This window comes from Burkholderia multivorans ATCC BAA-247 (assembly GCF_000959525.1).
GTDB classification, from domain to species: domain Bacteria; phylum Pseudomonadota; class Gammaproteobacteria; order Burkholderiales; family Burkholderiaceae; genus Burkholderia; species Burkholderia multivorans.
Window position 1 is genome coordinate 2,774,558 of sequence record NZ_CP009832.1, and the last position, 14,812, is coordinate 2,789,369.

The window sequence follows — 14,812 nt, forward strand, 5'->3', positions numbered from 1 at the left end:
CAAGAATCGCGCCTGGCAAGCGCGAATCCCGCGCACGATCCGCGGATTCGCGGCAAGAAGCAGGGGTGTTACGACTGGAAACGTTACAGATGTCGGAATGCGCGTTATTCCGCGCTAAAATGCTGGGTCTTTAGAGGACGCAGCAGATGCTCAACGAACTCGAAACCCTATCTCAAAATATTGGCCGGCTGATTTCGCTGAACAAGCGCTATCACTCGGAACGGCTCGCGCTCGAGGAGCAGGTCGCGCAACTGCGCGCGGAAGCGGAAGCGGTGCGTGCGGAACTCGCGCAGCTGCGCGACGAACGCAATGCGCTCGAGGCCGAACGCGACACGCTGTCGGCGAAGATCGACGACGCGCAAGTCAAACTGAACGCGATCCTCGAAAAGCTGCCGCGCACGAAGAGCGCGGAGCAAGCCGACAATCAGCTCGACCTGCTGGATGCGCAGGCGCGCACCGATAGCGACGACGCGGCCAGCCACGGAGAACATGCATGAGCACGAAGCAGATCGAAGTCTCCATTCTCGGTCAGAGTTATCGTCTCGCCTGCTCGGCCGAAACGGAAGCGGCGCTGCTCGAAGCGGTCGCGCGCGTCGACGCGGAAATGTCGAAGATCCGCGCCAACAGCTCGGTGCGCGGCACCGATCGCATCGCGGTCATGGCCGCGCTGTCGCTCGCATCGGAATTGCTGCGACTGCAAACGAGCGTGCGGCACGGTGAAGCATTTCCGGCCGAGGAAATCCGGCGTACAATGCGCCAGATGAACGAACAACTCGGTGCGGTGCTCGCACAGCACGAGACGCAGTAAATCTTCGAATCGATGCGTCGATTCCCCTTGATCTCCACGATCAACGGTGGTCAAATTGGCGCAACGATTCACAGTTCAGTCAGCTTCCCTGCCTGGTTCGCCAAGGTCATATATTCCTTGAACCAATGCCATGTGCACGGTTGCGGAAATTTGTAGCACGGGCGCGCGCGTCACTCTGTCTGATGTACCCGAAGTGCTGCTAACTGCGACCAATTCTGAACCTCAGGTTCAGGATGCCGGCCTAGCGGCTAAGGCGGGGGCCTATCCAACGGCATCGGGCGAGTCCCGATGCCGTTTCCTTTTTCAGGGTCCGTCTGCGTATCGCCTGCGCACGCACGCTGTCGCTGCCACGCGTGCACGCGCCGATCGCGATCGCCCTCACACTGCCTCTTTTTGCGTCGATTACGATCCATGCAATTCTGGCTGATGAAGTCCGAACCGGACGAAGCGAGCATCGACGATCTCGCGCACGCCCCGCAACGCACGCTGCCGTGGACCGGCGTGCGCAACTATCAGGCGCGCAATTTCATGCGCGACACGATGAAGATCGGCGACGGCGTGCTGTTCTATCACTCGAGCTGCCCCGAACCGGGCATCGCGGGCCTCGCCGAAGTCGCGTCGACGCCCTACCCCGATCCCACGCAATTCGATCCGAAGAGCCCGTACTACGATCCGAAATCGTCGCCGGAATCGCCGCGCTGGCTGCTCGTCGACGTACGCTTCGTGAAGAAGACGCCGCTCGTGCCGCTCGCCGCGCTGCGCGAGCACGACGAGCTGGCCGACATGCGCGTGCTCGCGCGCGGCAATCGGCTGTCGATCACGCCCGTCACGCGCGCCGAATGGAAATTCATCACCGAAAAGCTGATGAAGTGACGATGTCGAACGTCAAATCCCGTCAGCTCGCGCCGCCCCGGCGGAACTCGCGACGCGCTCGCGCAGCCTAAGCATCCGCTGCCGGACCGATCGGGTGCGGCAGCGTTTTCGTTGCGCGGCCAGCCCGCGTCGTGCACGCGCGAACCGCGTGCGCGCCCTCGCACAAGGAGAGTCCAACAATGACCAAGAAATCCGCCGTCGCGCTGTCGCTCGCGCTCGCCGCCGCCGTTCCCGTCGCGTTGACGCTTGCGTCGCCTGCCGCGCACGCGCAGGCCATGAACCCCCATTTCCCGGAACCGGCCGGCGTGCTGTCGCTGTCGTCGCAGGCGAGCGCCGACGTGCCGCAGGACATCATTCACATCACGCTGTTCTACGAGCAACAGGCGAAGGATCCGGGCAGCCTGACGTCCGCGCTGAATCAGCGCGCCGACGCCGCGCTCGCGCAGGCGAAGGGCGTGTCGGGCGTATCCGCGCACACCGGCGCGTTCTCCGTCTATCCGAGCACCGATCGCGACGGCAAGATCTCCGCATGGCGCGGCCGCACGGAAGTCGTGCTCGAATCGCGCGATTTCGCCGCGGCGTCGAAGCTCGCGGGCCAGCTGTCGAATCTCATGCAGATCGCGAACGTCGAGTTCTCGCTGTCGCCCGAAGCGCAGCGCGCGGCCGAGCAGAAGCTCACGACCGAAGCGATCAAGTCGTTCCGTGCACGCGCGGACGAAGCGGCGAAAGCGTTCGGCTACAGCAGCTATACGATCCGCGACGTCAACGTCGGCAGCGGCCGCAACGTGCAGCCGTATCCGCGGATGATGGCGATGGCCGCCGCACCGATGGACAGCGCGAAGATGAGCGCACCGATTGCGGTCGAAGGCGGCAAGGCGACCGTGTCGGTGACGGTCAACGGTTCCGTGCAGATGAAGTAACCGTAGCGCGCGGGTCGCGCCGCGCCAGCAGCATGTAAAAACGCCGGCCCGCAGGCCGGCGTTTTTTGTTGCGCGATGCCGATACGCGCGCTTGCGCGCATCGGCCCCGCATCGGCTCGCATTACGCGGCGGCCGCAGCCGTGCGGCGGCGCCGATACGCCCACACCATCAGCGCGATGCCCGCGACGATCATCGGCAGCGACAGCCACTGCCCCATCGACAGCCCGAGTGCAAGCAGACCGAGGAAATCGTCGGGCTCGCGCGCGAATTCGACGGTGAAGCGCGCGAGGCCGTAGCCGATCAGGAACAGCGCGGAGACGGCGCCCATCGGCCGCGGTTTGCGCGCGAAGAAGAACAGCACGAAGAACAGCGCGATCCCTTCGAGCGCGATCTCGTAGAGCTGCGACGGATGACGCGGCAGCATCTGGTATTGCATGAACACGTCGGCGAGATGCCACTTCTCGACGAGCTCCGGGTGCTTCGGCAGCCACGCCGCATCGTCGCGCATCGCGCCGGGAAACAGCATCGCCCACGGCGCGCCCGGATCGGTCACGCGACCCCACAGCTCGCCGTTGATGAAGTTGCCGAGTCGCCCCGCGGCGAGCCCCGTCGGCACCATCGGCGCGACGAAGTCGGTCACCTGCAGCCAGTGGCGCTTGCGCTGCCACGCGAACAGCACCATCGCGAGCGTCACGCCGAGAAAGCCGCCGTGAAACGACATCCCGCCTTCCCACACCTTGAACACGTCGAGCGGATGCGACAGGTAGAAGCCGGCCTTGTAGAACAGCACGTAGCCGAGCCGGCCGCCGAGCACGGTGCCGAGCACGCCGTAGAACAGCATGTCGTCGATGTCCTTCGCGGTCCAGCCCTGCGCAGCGACGTGCGGCAGCTTCAGCCGGATCCGGCCGACGACGATCGCCGCGATGAAGCCGACGAGGTACATGAGGCCGTACCAGCGCACGGCCAGCGGCCCGAGGTGGATCGCAACGGGGTCGAAATTCGGGTGAATGATCATGGATTAGCGATGAAGTTTTCGAATGCGCACGGCGCCGGCTGACGCGCGGCACCGCGCATTGGACGGCACACGCGCGCCATCGTTCACGTCAGGCGGCGGGCGCCTGCGCACGCACGACCTCGATGAACGCGGCCAGCACGGGGCTTACGTCGCCGGTGCGCCAGACGAGGCCCGTCTCGACGACGGGCGCGTCGCCGGCGAGCGGCCGGTAGACCACGCCGGTGCGCCGCAGATTACGCAGCGATTGCGGCACCAGTGCGACGCCCATGCCGGCCGACACGAGGCTGACGATCGTCTGCATCTGGATCGCCTCCTGGCCGATGCGCGGTATCGCGCCGGCCGCGCCGTAGCAGCCCGTAATGATGTCATAAAAGCCGGGCGCCAAACGGCGCGGAAAGATCACGAGCGGCAGCGCGGCGATCTCGGCGAGGTGTACGGGCGTGTCTTCCGGCGCGTCGGACGCGCCCGCCGGCATCGCGACGACGAGCGGCTCGCGCACGACCGGCAGATACGACAGCCCGGCCGCATGACGCGGCGGCACGGGCGGAATCACGAGCCCCGCGTCGATCCGGCCCGCGACGAGCTCGTCGATCTGCACGTCGCTCGTCGCTTCCGCGAGCTGCAGGCGTACCTGCGGATAGCGCGCGCCGAATGCGCGCAGCAGCGACGGCAGCAGCCCGTAGTCGGCCGTCGAGACGAACGCGAGCGCGAGCGAACCGGCCTCGCCGCGCGCGAGGCGCCGCGCGAGCGGCGGCAGCGCATCGGCCGCCGCGAGGAGGCGCCGCACGTCGGGCAGCAGCGCCGCACCGACCGCCGTCAGCGCAACCGAGCGTTTCGTGCGGGCGAACAGCGCGACGCCGAGCGCGTCCTCGAGCGCGCGGATCGCCTGCGAGAGCGGCGGCTGCGTGATCGACAGCCGCTCGGCGGCGCGGCCGAAATGCCGCTCGTCGGCGACGGTCACGAAATAGCGCCACTGGCGCAGGTCGGGCGTCGGTTCGGCCATCGCTCACTCATTCGCAAAAACACTTAATAAGCGACAAATAATATATTGGACACGCGAATACGGAAACGCCATCCTTGTTCGAGCCGCACCGCACGGCGCGCCCGCGCGATTGGTCCGGCCCCACAACAATCGATGGAGCTCCCCATGTCGTACAACCGTCGCTCGAAGCACATCACGCAAGGCGTCGCCCGCTCGCCGAACCGTTCGATGTATTACGCCCTCGGCTATCAAAAGGAAGATTTCGACAAGCCGATGATCGGCATCGCCAACGGGCATTCGACGATCACGCCGTGCAACGCAGGGCTGCAGCGCCTGTCCGACGCGGCCGTCGAGGCGATCAAGGCGGCCGGCGCGAATCCGCAGATCTTCGGCACGCCCACGATCTCGGACGGCATGTCGATGGGCACCGAAGGGATGAAGTACTCGCTCGTGTCGCGCGAGGTGATCGCCGACTGCATCGAGACCTGCGTGCAGGGCCAATGGATGGACGGCGTCGTGGTGGTCGGCGGCTGCGACAAGAACATGCCGGGCGGGATGATCGCGCTCGCGCGGCTGAACGTGCCGGGCATCTATGTGTACGGCGGGACGATCCGCCCGGGCCACTGGAAAGGCAAGGATCTGACGATCGTCTCGGCGTTCGAGGCGGTCGGCGAATTCACGGCCGGGCGCATGTCGGACGAGGATTTCGAAGGCATCGAGCGCAACGCGTGCCCGACGTCGGGCTCGTGCGGCGGCATGTACACCGCGAACACGATGAGCTCGTCGTTCGAGGCGCTCGGCATGTCGCTGATGTATTCGTCGACGATGGCGAACCCCGATCAGGAAAAGGTCGATTCGGCCGCCGAATCGGCGCGTGTGCTCGTCGAAGCGGTGAAGCGCGACCTGAAGCCGCGCGACATCATCACGAAGCAGTCGATCGAGAACGCGGTGTCGCTGATCATGGCGACCGGCGGCTCGACCAATGCGGTGCTGCACTATCTCGCGATCGCGCATGCGGCCGAGGTCGACTGGACGATCGACGACTTCGAGCGGATCCGCAAGCGTGTGCCGGTGATCTGCGACCTGAAGCCGTCGGGCCGGTACGTCGCGACCGACCTGCACCGTGCGGGCGGCATTCCGCAGGTGCTGAAGATCCTGCTCGATGCGGGCCTGCTCCACGGCGACTGCGTCACGATCACGGGCCGCACGCTCGCCGAAGAGCTGAAGGACGTGCCGTCCGTGCCGCGCACCGACCAGCAGGTGATCTTCCCGATCGAGCGCGCGCTATACAAGGAAGGCCATCTCGCGATCCTGAAGGGCAATCTCGCCGAGGACGGCGCGGTCGCGAAGATCACCGGGCTGAAGAACCCGGTGATCACGGGCCCGGCGCGCGTGTTCGACGACGAGCAAAGCGCGATGGACGCGATCCTAGGCGACAAGATCCGCGCCGGCGACGTGCTCGTGCTGCGCTATCTCGGCCCGCAAGGCGGCCCCGGCATGCCCGAAATGCTCGCGCCGACGTCGGCGATCATCGGCAAGGGGCTCGGCGAATCGGTCGGCTTCATCACCGATGGCCGCTTCTCCGGCGGTACGTGGGGGATGGTCGTCGGCCACGTCGCGCCCGAGGCCTTCGTCGGCGGCACGATCGCGCTCGTGCAGGAAGGCGACTCGATCACGATCGACGCGCATAAGCTGCTGCTGCAGCTGAACGTCGACGATGCGGAGCTCGCGCGCCGCCGCGCCGCATGGAAGCAGCCGGCGCCGCGCTATACGAGCGGCGTGCTCGCCAAGTATGCCGCGCTCGCACGGCCGGCGAATCGGGGCGCGGTCACGGGGTGACGTGCGGCCCGTCATGCGGGCTGTTTTCGGCGGTGCGGCGGCTCGGCGGTGCGGCAGTCCGTCCGCCGCGCCCCATCGGCAGCGCGCCGAACCGGCGTCTTCTTTGCTCTTATAATGCGCGGACCGTGAAGCCGGCCGTGCCGCCGGCGGAGAACCGCATGAAACAAACGATATTGCGCGCGCTGCTCGCGACGCTGCTGGCCGGCGGCGCGGCGGCCGCGTCGGCGCAGCAGGCCGACGGACTGACGCTCGCGCAACGCAAGAACTGCATGGCCTGCCATGCGGTCGGCAAGCCGCTGATGGGCCCGTCGTTCCACGACATCGCGCGCCGCTATGCGCCGCGCGGCGATGCGGCCGACTATCTCGCGCAGTCGATCGTAAAGGGCAGCGTCGGCGTGTGGGGAAACGTGCCGATGCCGGCCAATACGCAGCTGACGACCGCCGAAGCGCATACGCTCGCGCAATGGGTGATGTCGCTGCACTGATTCGAATCGGATGAAAACCGGCTGCGGCGCGCTCGACATGCGGCCGCATCGCCGCTGCGCCGCTGCGCCGGAGTGGCCCGCTCGCCGTTCAGTCGGAACGCGTGCCGCGGCGCCGCGCGATTTCCTCGTCGACCGCGTCGCGCACCCAGTCCATCACCTCGGTTTCGAGCGCCAGCGCCACTTCGCGCGTGATCTGGCCGACCAGCCACGCCGAATGGTCGTGTAGCGCCTCGCGGCAGCGCGCTTCGATCGCGTCGCGCCCTGCGCCGGTCAGATAGGCGGTCAGACGGTTGCGCAGGCGCTCGGCGACATGCTGCGCATCCTCGGCCGTCAGCACTGCCACCGGCTCGTCGGCGGCGGGCACAACGGCTTCAGGCAGCGTGTCGTCGACCGCGGCGCGGCCCGGCGACCGTGCGGCTGCACTGGCGGCGTCCCCCGACGGCACGTCGGCGGCCAATGTCGACGACAGCGGCGCGCCCATCGCCGCGTCTTGCGCGACGACCTGCCGCGCGGCGCCCGGCTCGGCCGGCGCATCCGCATCGCGCGCCGCCGCCGCGTCGGCCGGCGGCCATTCGACTGCCGGCACGTCGGGTGTCGGCACCGGATGCACGGCGACGACTTCGGGATCGGCTTCGGCTTCCGGCGCGGCGGCCGGCACGGTAGACGACGCGGTAGCCGGCGCCGCGGCCGCGCCGCCCGGCACGAGCACATCGGTCAGTAGCGGCAGCGCCGCGTCGTCGTGCAGCGAGTGCTGCGCCTGCGGCGCCTGCGGCGGCACATCGGCTTCGCGCGCCTGCGCGCGTTCCGGCCGGCCCGGCACGAGAACGTCGGTCAGCGTCGGAATCGAGGATGGTTCGGGTTGTGTCACGCGAGCACTCCGTCGACGGTTTCGGCTAGCCGCCCTGCTTGTAATTGTTCAGCGCATAGCCGCGATCGCGGTAGAAGCGATAGCGTTCACGGCCTGCGGCCAGTTCGTCCGGCGCATTGCCGACCACTTCGAGCAGCCGCTCGAAGCGCGCGAACTGCGCGGGCACGGCCGCGCCGAGGTTCAGCAGCACGTGGTAATGCGGCGCCTTGTCGAGGTCGGCGGCGAGCACGATCGGCGTGCCGGCCGCGTGCGCGCTGTCGACGCCGCAATGCGGAATGAAGTCGAGCGGCGAAAACGTCCACAGCCGCTCGTCGAGCGCGCGCAGGCGTGCGGGCTCCGCGACCACGACGACCGGCTGCCCCGCCTGGTAGGCCTTGCGCAGCAGCCGGCACGCATACGCGAGCGAATCGCCGACGTTCGAATGGAAATCGATCCGCGTCATGACCCGCGTACCCGCATCGTCGTCGCTCGCGCCATTACTGGCCGGCGCGGTCGATCAGGAACTGCGCGAGCAACGGCACCGGACGGCCGGTCGCGCCCTTCGCCGCCCCGCTCTTCCACGCGGTGCCCGCGATGTCGAGGTGCGCCCACGGGTAGTTCTCGGTGAAGCGCGACAGGAAGCAGGCGGCCGTCACGCTGCCGGCCGGACGCCCGCCGATGTTGGCGAGATCCGCGAAGTTCGACTTCAGCTGATCTTGATACTCGTCGTCGAGCGGCAAACGCCATGCCGGATCGTTCGCCTCGCGCGACGCGTCGAGCAGTTCGCCCGCGAGCGCGTCGTCCTTCGAGAACAGCCCGCTGTTGTGATGGCCGAGCGCGATGATGCAGGCGCCCGTCAGCGTCGCGATGTCGATCACCGCCGCCGGCTTGAAACGCTCGGCGTACGTGAGCGCGTCGCACAGGATCAGGCGGCCTTCGGCGTCGGTGTTCAGCACCTCGATCGTCAGCCCCTTCATGCTCGTCACGACGTCGCCCGGCTTCGTCGCGTTGCCGCCCGGCATGTTCTCGCAGGTCGGGATGATGCCGACGACGTTCAGCTTCAGCCCCATCTCGGCGACCGCGCGAATCGTGCCGAGCACCGAGCCGGCGCCGCACATGTCGTACTTCATTTCGTCCATGCCCTCGCCCGGCTTCAGCGAGATGCCGCCCGTGTCGAAGGTGATGCCCTTGCCGACCAGCACGATCGGCGCGGCCTTCGCGGCGGCGCCCTGATAGTGCAGCACGATGAACTGCGGCGGCTCGACCGACGCGCGCGCGACCGACAGGAACGAGCCCATCTTCAGCGCCTGGATCTGTTTCAGGCCGAGCACCTCGGCCTTCATCCCCCAGTCCTTCGCGAGCTGCTTCGCGGTGTTCGCAAGATAGGTCGGCGTGCAGACGTTGCCCGGCAGGTTGCCGAGGTCGCGGGTCAGATCCATCCCGTTCGCGAGCGCGACGGCCTGCTTGACCGCGACCTTCGCGGCCTTCTCGTCGGCCGGCTCGACGCTGAACACCACGCGCTTCAACGTATGCGAGACCGGTTCCGGCTTGCTCTTCATCTGCGTGAACCGGTAGGTCTCGTTGCGCAGCGCGAGAATCGCCGCGCGCACGCCCCAGTCCGAGCCGCGCTCGTCGACCGGCAGCTGCGCGAGCGTGAACGTGACCTGGACGACCTTCGTCGCGAACAGCGCGCGCCATGCGGCCGTGACGGCGTCGTTGTAGGCTTTCTGGTTGAAAGCATCCTGCTTGCCGAGGCCGACCAGCAGCACGCGCGACGCGCCGATGCCCGACACCTCCGGCAGGAACAGCGTCTTGCCGCGCTTGCCGTCCATGTCGCCGGCCTTCACGACGCGCGAAATCAGTCCCTTGGTGGCCGTGTCGATGTCCAGCGCTGCGCCCGACAGCGTCTGCGCTTCGAAGATGCCGAGCACGATGCAGTCGGACTTCCCGGTCAGGAACCCCTTCGCCTCGCCTTTGCTCCAATCACAGCCTTTTATGCTAAAGTCCATCGCGCTTGTCCTCGGATAAAATCTGGGCTAAGGATGAAAGCCGCAATTATCCGCTATTTTTCCCGTGGCGGCGCGAGCGCCGCACCACGCGGGCGCTGCCTCCCGCCCTCTTCTCTTCAAGAATGATCTTCGAACGCTCCCTCCAGCGCGAGCTTGCGTATACGGCTGGTGCCGTGTTCATGGTGCTGCTCACGATCATGCTCACGACGATGATGATCCGCATCGTCGGCTATGCCGCGTCCGGCGAAGTCGACCCGAAGGACGTCCTCGTGCTGATCGGCCTGACCGTCATCGGCTATCTTGCGGTGATGCTCGTCGTCACGCTGTTCGTGTCGATCCTGTTCGTGCTCACCCGGTGGTACCGGGACTCCGAAATGGTCGTCTGGCTCGCGTCGGGCGTGAGCCTCACGCGGCTCATCAAGCCGATCGGCGTGTTCGCGACGCCCATCATCGTGCTGATCACGTTCTTCGCGTTCGTCGGCTGGCCGTGGTCGAACCAGCAGAGCCGGCTGATCAAGGCGCGCTTCCAGCAGCGCGACGAGATCTCGCTGCTCGCGCCCGGCCAGTTCCGCGAATCGGCGTCGAACCATCGCGTGTTCTTCATCGAGAAGATGACGCCCGACCAGAGCAAGGTGCAGAACGTGTTCGTCACGTCCACCGAGAACGGCAAGGTCAACGTCGTCGTGTCGCAGACGGGCCACACCGAAACCACGAAGGACGGCGACCGCTTCGTCGTGCTCGAGGACGGCCGCCGCTACGACGGCACGCCCGGCCAGCCGAACTTCAAGATCATGGAGTTCGAGCGCTACGGCGTGAAGATCACGAGCAAGCCGGTCGTCAACGTGCCGACCACGAGCAGCACGCCCACGCCCGAGCTGCTGCGTAACCCGACGCGCGACAACCTCGCGGAATTCGCGTGGCGCGCCGGCCTGCCGCTGATCGCGATCAACCTGATGGTGCTCGGCATTCCGCTCGCCTATCAGAACCCGCGCCGCAGCCGCACGATCAACCTCGTGATGGCCGTGCTGATCTATCTGACCTACTCGAACCTGCTGAACGTCGTGCAGGCGCAGATCGAGCAGGGCAAGATGTCGTTCGGCGTCGGGCTCGTCGCGCTGCACGTGGTCGTCGCGGCGATCGTCGCGTTCATCTTCTGGCTGCGGGTGCGCAATCGCCCGCTTTTCACACGCGCGCTGTTCGGCCGCTCGGGAGCATGATCGATGCGGCTCTATGAAAAGTACTTCGCGCGGCAGATCTACGTCACGTTCGTCTTCATCCTGTTCGCGTTCTCGGGCCTGTTCTTCTTCTTCGACCTGATCAGCGAACTGAACTCGGTCGGGCACGGCAACTACAAATTCGGCTACGCGGTGCTGCGCGTCGCGCTGCAGACGCCGTCGCGCTTCTACGAAATCATCCCGGTCGCCGCGCTGATCAGCGCGATCTACGTGTTCGCGCAAATGGCCGCGAACTCGGAGTTCACGATCTTCCGCGTCTCGGGCCTCGCGACCAACCAGGCGCTGCGCTCGCTGCTGAAGATCGGCGTGCCGCTCGTGATCGTCACCTACCTGATCGGCGAGTTCGTCGGCCCGTACGCCGACCAGCTGTCCGAGCGCGTGCGGCTGCAGGCGCTCGGCGCATCGGTGTCGTCGAACTTCCAGTCCGGCGTATGGGTGAAGGACACGCTCGCCGCGCGCGAGAACGGCGAGCAGGTCACGCGTTTCGTGAACGTCGGCAGCCTCGCGCCCGATTCGACGATCAGCAACGTGCGGATCTACGAATTCGACGCGAAATTCCAGCTGAAGAACGTGCGCATCGCGCAGACGGGACGCTACGAGCCGCCCGGCCACTGGCTGCTCAAGGGCGTGACCGAGACGGAACTGACGCCGATCCGGCCGATCGCCGGGCAAGCGCCCGATGCGCTGAACCCCGTGTACCGGTCGCAGCAGGTGTCGCTGCCCGAATACCGGCTGCGCTCGGATCTCACGCCGCAGATCCTGTCCGTGCTGCTCGTGTCGCCCGAGCGCATGTCGATCATCAACCTGTTCCGCTATATCCAGCACTTGCGCGAAAACCATCAGGACACGCAGCGCTACGACATCGCGCTGTGGCGCAAGCTGCTCTATCCGTTCGCGGTGTTCGTGATGCTCGTGCTGTCGCTGCCGTTCGCGTATCTGCATACGCGTGCGGGCGTGGTGGGCGTGAAGGTGTTCGGCGGCATCATGCTCGGGATGAGCTTCCAGCTCCTCAATACGCTGTTCTCGCATATCGGTACGCTGAACACGTGGCCCGCGCCGCTCACCGCAGCCACACCGGGCCTGATCTATCTCGCGCTCGGGCTGTTCGCACTGAAATGGGTCGACCGGCACTGAGCGCCGCGCGCCCGACGGAGGATTCGACATGAATGCGCACGGCATCGTCCTGTTCGGTCATGGCGCGCGCGATCCGCGCTGGGCCGAGCCGTTCGAGCGGCTCGCCGCGCGGCTGCGCGCCGCCGGCAGCGCCGCGCAGGTATCGCTCGCGTTCCTCGAACTGATGACGCCTTCGCTCGACGCCGCGGTTGCCGCACAGATTGCGGCCGGCTGCACGCGCGTGACCGTCGTGCCGGTGTTCTTCGGCCAGGGCGGCCACGTGCGGCGCGATCTGCCGCAACTGATCGACGCGTGCCGTGCCGCCCATCCCGGTGTCGAGATCCGCTGCGCGACGGCCGTCGGCGAAGACGACGGCGTGCTCGACGCGATCGCGCGCTACTGCATCGACCAGCTCGAACGCGACGCCTGAAAGGCAATGCGCAGCGCATAGCGCACCATGACAAACGCCGGCAGATGCCGGCGTTCGTATTTTGGGGGACGGCGCGAAGCCGTCGCATGCGGCGCCGTCGTCAGGCCGCGTTGCGCAGCCGGCCGCCCTCCGCTCCGCGTTGCGGCTGCCGCTCGGCGAGCGCATCGCCGATCATCAGCAGGCTCGGCTGCGCCGGATCGAGCCACGCCTGCGCCGCGCCGGCTGCCATCTCGGCGAGCGTGAGCGTCAGCGTACGCTCGCGCGCGGTGCTGCACGCCTCGACGATCGCGACCGGCGTCGTCGGCGCACGGCCCGCGTCGATCAGCTCCTGCGCGATGCCCGGCGCGCTGTCGCGCCCCATGTAGTAGACGATCGAGTCGGCACGCGCCGCTTCGCGAATCTCGTCGCTGCCCGGCGCGCGGCTGTGCGTCGCGAACGCGACGCTGCGTGCGACGCCGCGCAGCGTCAGCGAGCGCTTCAGCGTCGCCGCGCTCGCCAGTGCCGCCGTGATGCCCGGCACGACCTCGTAGTCGATGCCGGCCGCTTCGAGCGCACGCATTTCCTCGTCCGCGCGGCCGAACAGCATCGGATCGCCGCCCTTGAGCCGCACTACGCATGCGTGTTCGCGCGCCGCGTCGACGATCTGCTTGTTGATGAACTGCTGCGCGGTCGAGCGCTGCCCGCAGCGCTTGCCGACCGCGATCCTGCGTGCGTTCGGCGCGTAGTCGAGCATCTCGGGCTCGACGAGCGCGTCGTGCAGCACGACGTCGGCCGCGGCGAGCAGCCGCGCGCCGCGCACCGTGATGAGGTCCGCCGCGCCCGGCCCTGCGCCGATCAGATACACCTTGCCCATGTTTGTCGCTTCGCCTTCATGCGGGCGACGCTACCGGCGCGCGCCGCCGCGTGGCGGCAGCGCGATGCCGGTTACGCCGAAAACGCCCGGATCATCCCTGCGGCGACCGTATGATGGGTCGCCTCGTCGATCAGCACGAACGCGCCCGTGCCCGGATGCGCGTCGTACGTGTCGCACACGATCGGTTTTTGCAGCGTCAGCGCGACGCGGCCGATGTCGTTCATCTTCAGGTCCTGACGGTCGGTCGCGTGCGACAGCGTATGCACGTCGAGCACCTGCTTGACGCCGCCGATCTTCGCGAACACCGTGCTCGTCGTCTGCTTCAGCAGGTACTTGCGCTGCGGCGACAGCGGCGTCTCGTCGAACCAGCACAGGTCCGCCTCGAGCTTCTTCGCGGGCGCGACCGGCTCGGCGGCCGTCACGAACATGTCGCCGCGCGACACGTCGACGTCCTGGTCGAGACGGATCGTCACCGTCTGACCCGCGAACGCGTGCGGCACGGCCGCGGTGCCGCCCGGCACCGGCGCGATGATCTCGGCGACCGTCGCGGGACGGTTCGACGGCAGCACGACGATCTCGTCGCCGACCTTCACCTCGCCCGACTCGATGCGGCCCATGTAGCCGCGGAAGTCGTCGGCCGAGCTGCCGTCCTGACGCGCGACCCACTGCACCGGGAAGCGCAGCGCATCGTGCGCCTGCGTCGCGACCGGCAGCGACTCGAGCACGTCGAGCAGCGGCTCGCCCGCATACCACGGCATGCGCTCGCTCGCGCCGACGATGTTGTCGCCCTTGAGCGCCGACACCGGCACGAAGCGCACGTCGGTCAGCCCGAGCTGCTTCGCGAGCGCGACGTACGCGTCGCGGATCTCGTTGAAGCGCGCTTCGCTGTAGTCGACGAGGTCCATCTTGTTGATCGCGACGATCACGTGCTGCAGCGCGAGCAGCTTCACGATCGCGCTGTGGCGCTTCGTCTGCGGCAGCAGTTCGGCAACGCCGTTCTCGACCGTCACGCGCGTCGCGTCGATCAGGATGATCGCGGCATGCGCGGTCGACGCGCCCGTCACCATGTTGCGCGTGTACTGCTCGTGGCCCGGCGTGTCGGCGATGATGAACTTGCGCTTGGCCGTCGCGAAATAGCGATACGCGACGTCGATCGTGATGCCTTGCTCGCGCTCGGCTTCCAGCCCGTCGGTCAGCAGCGCGAGGTCGAGCTCGTCGCCGACCGTGCGCTTGTTCTTCGCACGCGACAGCGCGGACAGCTGGTCGGACAGCACGGCCTTGCTGTCGTACAGCAGGCGGCCGATCAGCGTGCTCTTGCCGTCGTCGACGCTGCCCGCGGTGATGAAGCGCAGCACGCCGAGGTCTTCGGTGTTCTCGATGATGCTCATGATGTGAATGTCCCC

16 protein-coding genes and 1 other RNA gene are annotated in these 14,812 nt (G+C 67.3%); 10 read left to right on the forward strand and 7 right to left on the reverse strand.

The genetic code is table 11. The features are described 5' to 3' along the window. Positions 1–146 precede the first annotated feature (146 nt). From NP80_RS25350 to NP80_RS25365, 5 genes are all read left to right on the forward strand, one after another. A complete protein-coding gene (locus tag NP80_RS25350) occupies positions 147–497 on the forward strand; it encodes a hypothetical protein (protein WP_006398592.1) in 351 nt (116 codons plus the stop codon). Next, complete coding sequence (locus tag NP80_RS25355) at positions 494–808, forward strand: cell division protein ZapA (protein WP_006398591.1); 315 nt, start codon at positions 494–496, stop codon at positions 806–808. Before NP80_RS25350 ends, NP80_RS25355 begins: the two co-directional genes overlap by 4 nt. An 82-nt stretch (positions 809–890) precedes the next feature. Next, a non-coding RNA gene (ssrS, locus tag NP80_RS30385) (6S RNA) lies at positions 891–1,072 on the forward strand. 147 nt (positions 1,073–1,219) lie between these two features. Beyond that, positions 1,220–1,681, forward strand: a complete 462-nt coding sequence (locus NP80_RS25360; protein WP_006405841.1) for an EVE domain-containing protein — start codon at positions 1,220–1,222, stop codon at positions 1,679–1,681. 179 nt (positions 1,682–1,860) lie between these two features. Then, positions 1,861–2,601, forward strand: a complete 741-nt coding sequence (locus NP80_RS25365; protein ID WP_006408958.1) for an SIMPL domain-containing protein — start codon at positions 1,861–1,863, stop codon at positions 2,599–2,601. A gap of 121 nt (positions 2,602–2,722) precedes the next feature. Here the strand turns inward: NP80_RS25365 and lgt are convergent, their stop codons facing one another. Beyond that, the gene (gene lgt / locus NP80_RS25370) at positions 2,723–3,616 is read right to left on the reverse strand and encodes a prolipoprotein diacylglyceryl transferase (RefSeq protein ID WP_006398588.1); all 894 of its coding nucleotides are present in this window, start codon (positions 3,614–3,616) and stop codon (positions 2,723–2,725) included. Positions 3,617–3,704: 88 nt separating this feature from the next. Beyond that, positions 3,705–4,619, reverse strand: coding sequence for a LysR family transcriptional regulator (locus NP80_RS25375; RefSeq protein WP_006405842.1), 915 nt, complete (start codon positions 4,617–4,619; stop codon positions 3,705–3,707). A gap of 144 nt (positions 4,620–4,763) precedes the next feature. Between NP80_RS25375 and ilvD the strand changes: the two genes are divergently transcribed. After that, positions 4,764–6,437 (forward strand): dihydroxy-acid dehydratase, encoded by a 1,674-nt coding sequence (gene ilvD / locus NP80_RS25380; protein ID WP_006410689.1) that lies wholly within the window; start codon positions 4,764–4,766, stop codon positions 6,435–6,437. A gap of 158 nt (positions 6,438–6,595) precedes the next feature. Further along, positions 6,596–6,922: a c-type cytochrome gene (locus NP80_RS25385; protein WP_035488727.1), complete on the forward strand. Its 327-nt coding sequence runs from the start codon at positions 6,596–6,598 to the stop codon at positions 6,920–6,922. A gap of 88 nt (positions 6,923–7,010) precedes the next feature. Here NP80_RS25385 and NP80_RS25390 read toward each other — a convergent pair whose 3' ends face one another. Genes NP80_RS25390 through NP80_RS25400 form a run of 3 tightly spaced genes read right to left on the reverse strand, consistent with a single transcriptional unit; the run spans position 7,011 to position 9,778 of the window. Continuing rightward, on the reverse strand, positions 7,011–7,790 hold the full coding sequence (locus NP80_RS25390) for a DUF2486 family protein (RefSeq protein WP_045594225.1): 780 nt from the start codon (positions 7,788–7,790) through the stop codon (positions 7,011–7,013). Positions 7,791–7,815: 25 nt separating this feature from the next. Further along, positions 7,816–8,232 carry a DNA polymerase III subunit chi gene (locus NP80_RS25395; RefSeq protein WP_006398582.1) on the reverse strand — a complete coding sequence of 139 codons (417 nt, stop codon included), beginning with the start codon at positions 8,230–8,232 and terminating at the stop codon, positions 7,816–7,818. Positions 8,233–8,266: 34 nt separating this feature from the next. Beyond that, complete coding sequence (locus NP80_RS25400; protein WP_006405845.1) at positions 8,267–9,778, reverse strand: leucyl aminopeptidase; 1,512 nt, start codon at positions 9,776–9,778, stop codon at positions 8,267–8,269. Between the two features lie 122 nt (positions 9,779–9,900). On the opposite strand from NP80_RS25400, the gene lptF reads away from it, so the two are divergent. From lptF to NP80_RS25415, 3 genes are read left to right on the forward strand one after another with little or no spacing between them, the layout of a single operon-like run. Then, positions 9,901–10,995, forward strand: coding sequence for an LPS export ABC transporter permease LptF (gene lptF / locus NP80_RS25405; RefSeq protein ID WP_006398580.1), 1,095 nt, complete (start codon positions 9,901–9,903; stop codon positions 10,993–10,995). 3 nt (positions 10,996–10,998) lie between these two features. After that, positions 10,999–12,147: an LPS export ABC transporter permease LptG gene (gene lptG / locus NP80_RS25410; protein ID WP_006405846.1), complete on the forward strand. Its 1,149-nt coding sequence runs from the start codon at positions 10,999–11,001 to the stop codon at positions 12,145–12,147. Between the two features lie 28 nt (positions 12,148–12,175). Continuing rightward, positions 12,176–12,556: a sirohydrochlorin chelatase gene (locus NP80_RS25415; RefSeq protein WP_006405847.1), complete on the forward strand. Its 381-nt coding sequence runs from the start codon at positions 12,176–12,178 to the stop codon at positions 12,554–12,556. Positions 12,557–12,656: 100 nt separating this feature from the next. On the opposite strand, the gene cobA is transcribed toward NP80_RS25415, so the two are convergent. Both cobA and NP80_RS25425 read right to left on the reverse strand, forming a co-directional pair. After that, complete coding sequence (gene cobA, locus NP80_RS25420) at positions 12,657–13,409, reverse strand: uroporphyrinogen-III C-methyltransferase (protein ID WP_006409271.1); 753 nt, start codon at positions 13,407–13,409, stop codon at positions 12,657–12,659. A gap of 71 nt (positions 13,410–13,480) precedes the next feature. Then, the gene (locus NP80_RS25425; protein ID WP_006405849.1) at positions 13,481–14,797 is read right to left on the reverse strand and encodes a sulfate adenylyltransferase subunit 1; all 1,317 of its coding nucleotides are present in this window, start codon (positions 14,795–14,797) and stop codon (positions 13,481–13,483) included. Between the last annotated feature and the right edge of the window lie 15 nt (positions 14,798–14,812).

Excerpts from the sequence above, each read along its gene's own strand:
- lptG (WP_006405846.1), top strand. The coding sequence starts at position 10,999 with ATGCGGCTCTATGAAAAGTACTTCGCGCGGCAGATCTACGTCACGTTC.
- NP80_RS25385 (WP_035488727.1), top strand. The coding sequence starts at position 6,596 with ATGAAACAAACGATATTGCGCGCGCTGCTCGCGACGCTGCTGGCCGGC.
- NP80_RS25365 (WP_006408958.1), top strand. The coding sequence starts at position 1,861 with ATGACCAAGAAATCCGCCGTCGCGCTGTCGCTCGCGCTCGCCGCCGCC.
- NP80_RS25350 (WP_006398592.1), top strand. The coding sequence starts at position 147 with ATGCTCAACGAACTCGAAACCCTATCTCAAAATATTGGCCGGCTGATT.
- NP80_RS25360 (WP_006405841.1), top strand. The coding sequence starts at position 1,220 with ATGCAATTCTGGCTGATGAAGTCCGAACCGGACGAAGCGAGCATCGAC.
- lgt (WP_006398588.1), bottom strand. The coding sequence starts at position 3,616 with ATGATCATTCACCCGAATTTCGACCCCGTTGCGATCCACCTCGGGCCG.
- lptF (WP_006398580.1), top strand. The coding sequence starts at position 9,901 with ATGATCTTCGAACGCTCCCTCCAGCGCGAGCTTGCGTATACGGCTGGT.
- NP80_RS25415 (WP_006405847.1), top strand. The coding sequence starts at position 12,176 with ATGAATGCGCACGGCATCGTCCTGTTCGGTCATGGCGCGCGCGATCCG.
- NP80_RS25400 (WP_006405845.1), bottom strand. The coding sequence starts at position 9,778 with ATGGACTTTAGCATAAAAGGCTGTGATTGGAGCAAAGGCGAGGCGAAG.
- NP80_RS25375 (WP_006405842.1), bottom strand. The coding sequence starts at position 4,619 with ATGGCCGAACCGACGCCCGACCTGCGCCAGTGGCGCTATTTCGTGACC.
- cobA (WP_006409271.1), bottom strand. The coding sequence starts at position 13,409 with ATGGGCAAGGTGTATCTGATCGGCGCAGGGCCGGGCGCGGCGGACCTC.
- NP80_RS25425 (WP_006405849.1), bottom strand. The coding sequence starts at position 14,797 with ATGAGCATCATCGAGAACACCGAAGACCTCGGCGTGCTGCGCTTCATC.
- ilvD (WP_006410689.1), top strand. The coding sequence starts at position 4,764 with ATGTCGTACAACCGTCGCTCGAAGCACATCACGCAAGGCGTCGCCCGC.
- NP80_RS25355 (WP_006398591.1), top strand. The coding sequence starts at position 494 with ATGAGCACGAAGCAGATCGAAGTCTCCATTCTCGGTCAGAGTTATCGT.
- NP80_RS25395 (WP_006398582.1), bottom strand. The coding sequence starts at position 8,232 with ATGACGCGGATCGATTTCCATTCGAACGTCGGCGATTCGCTCGCGTAT.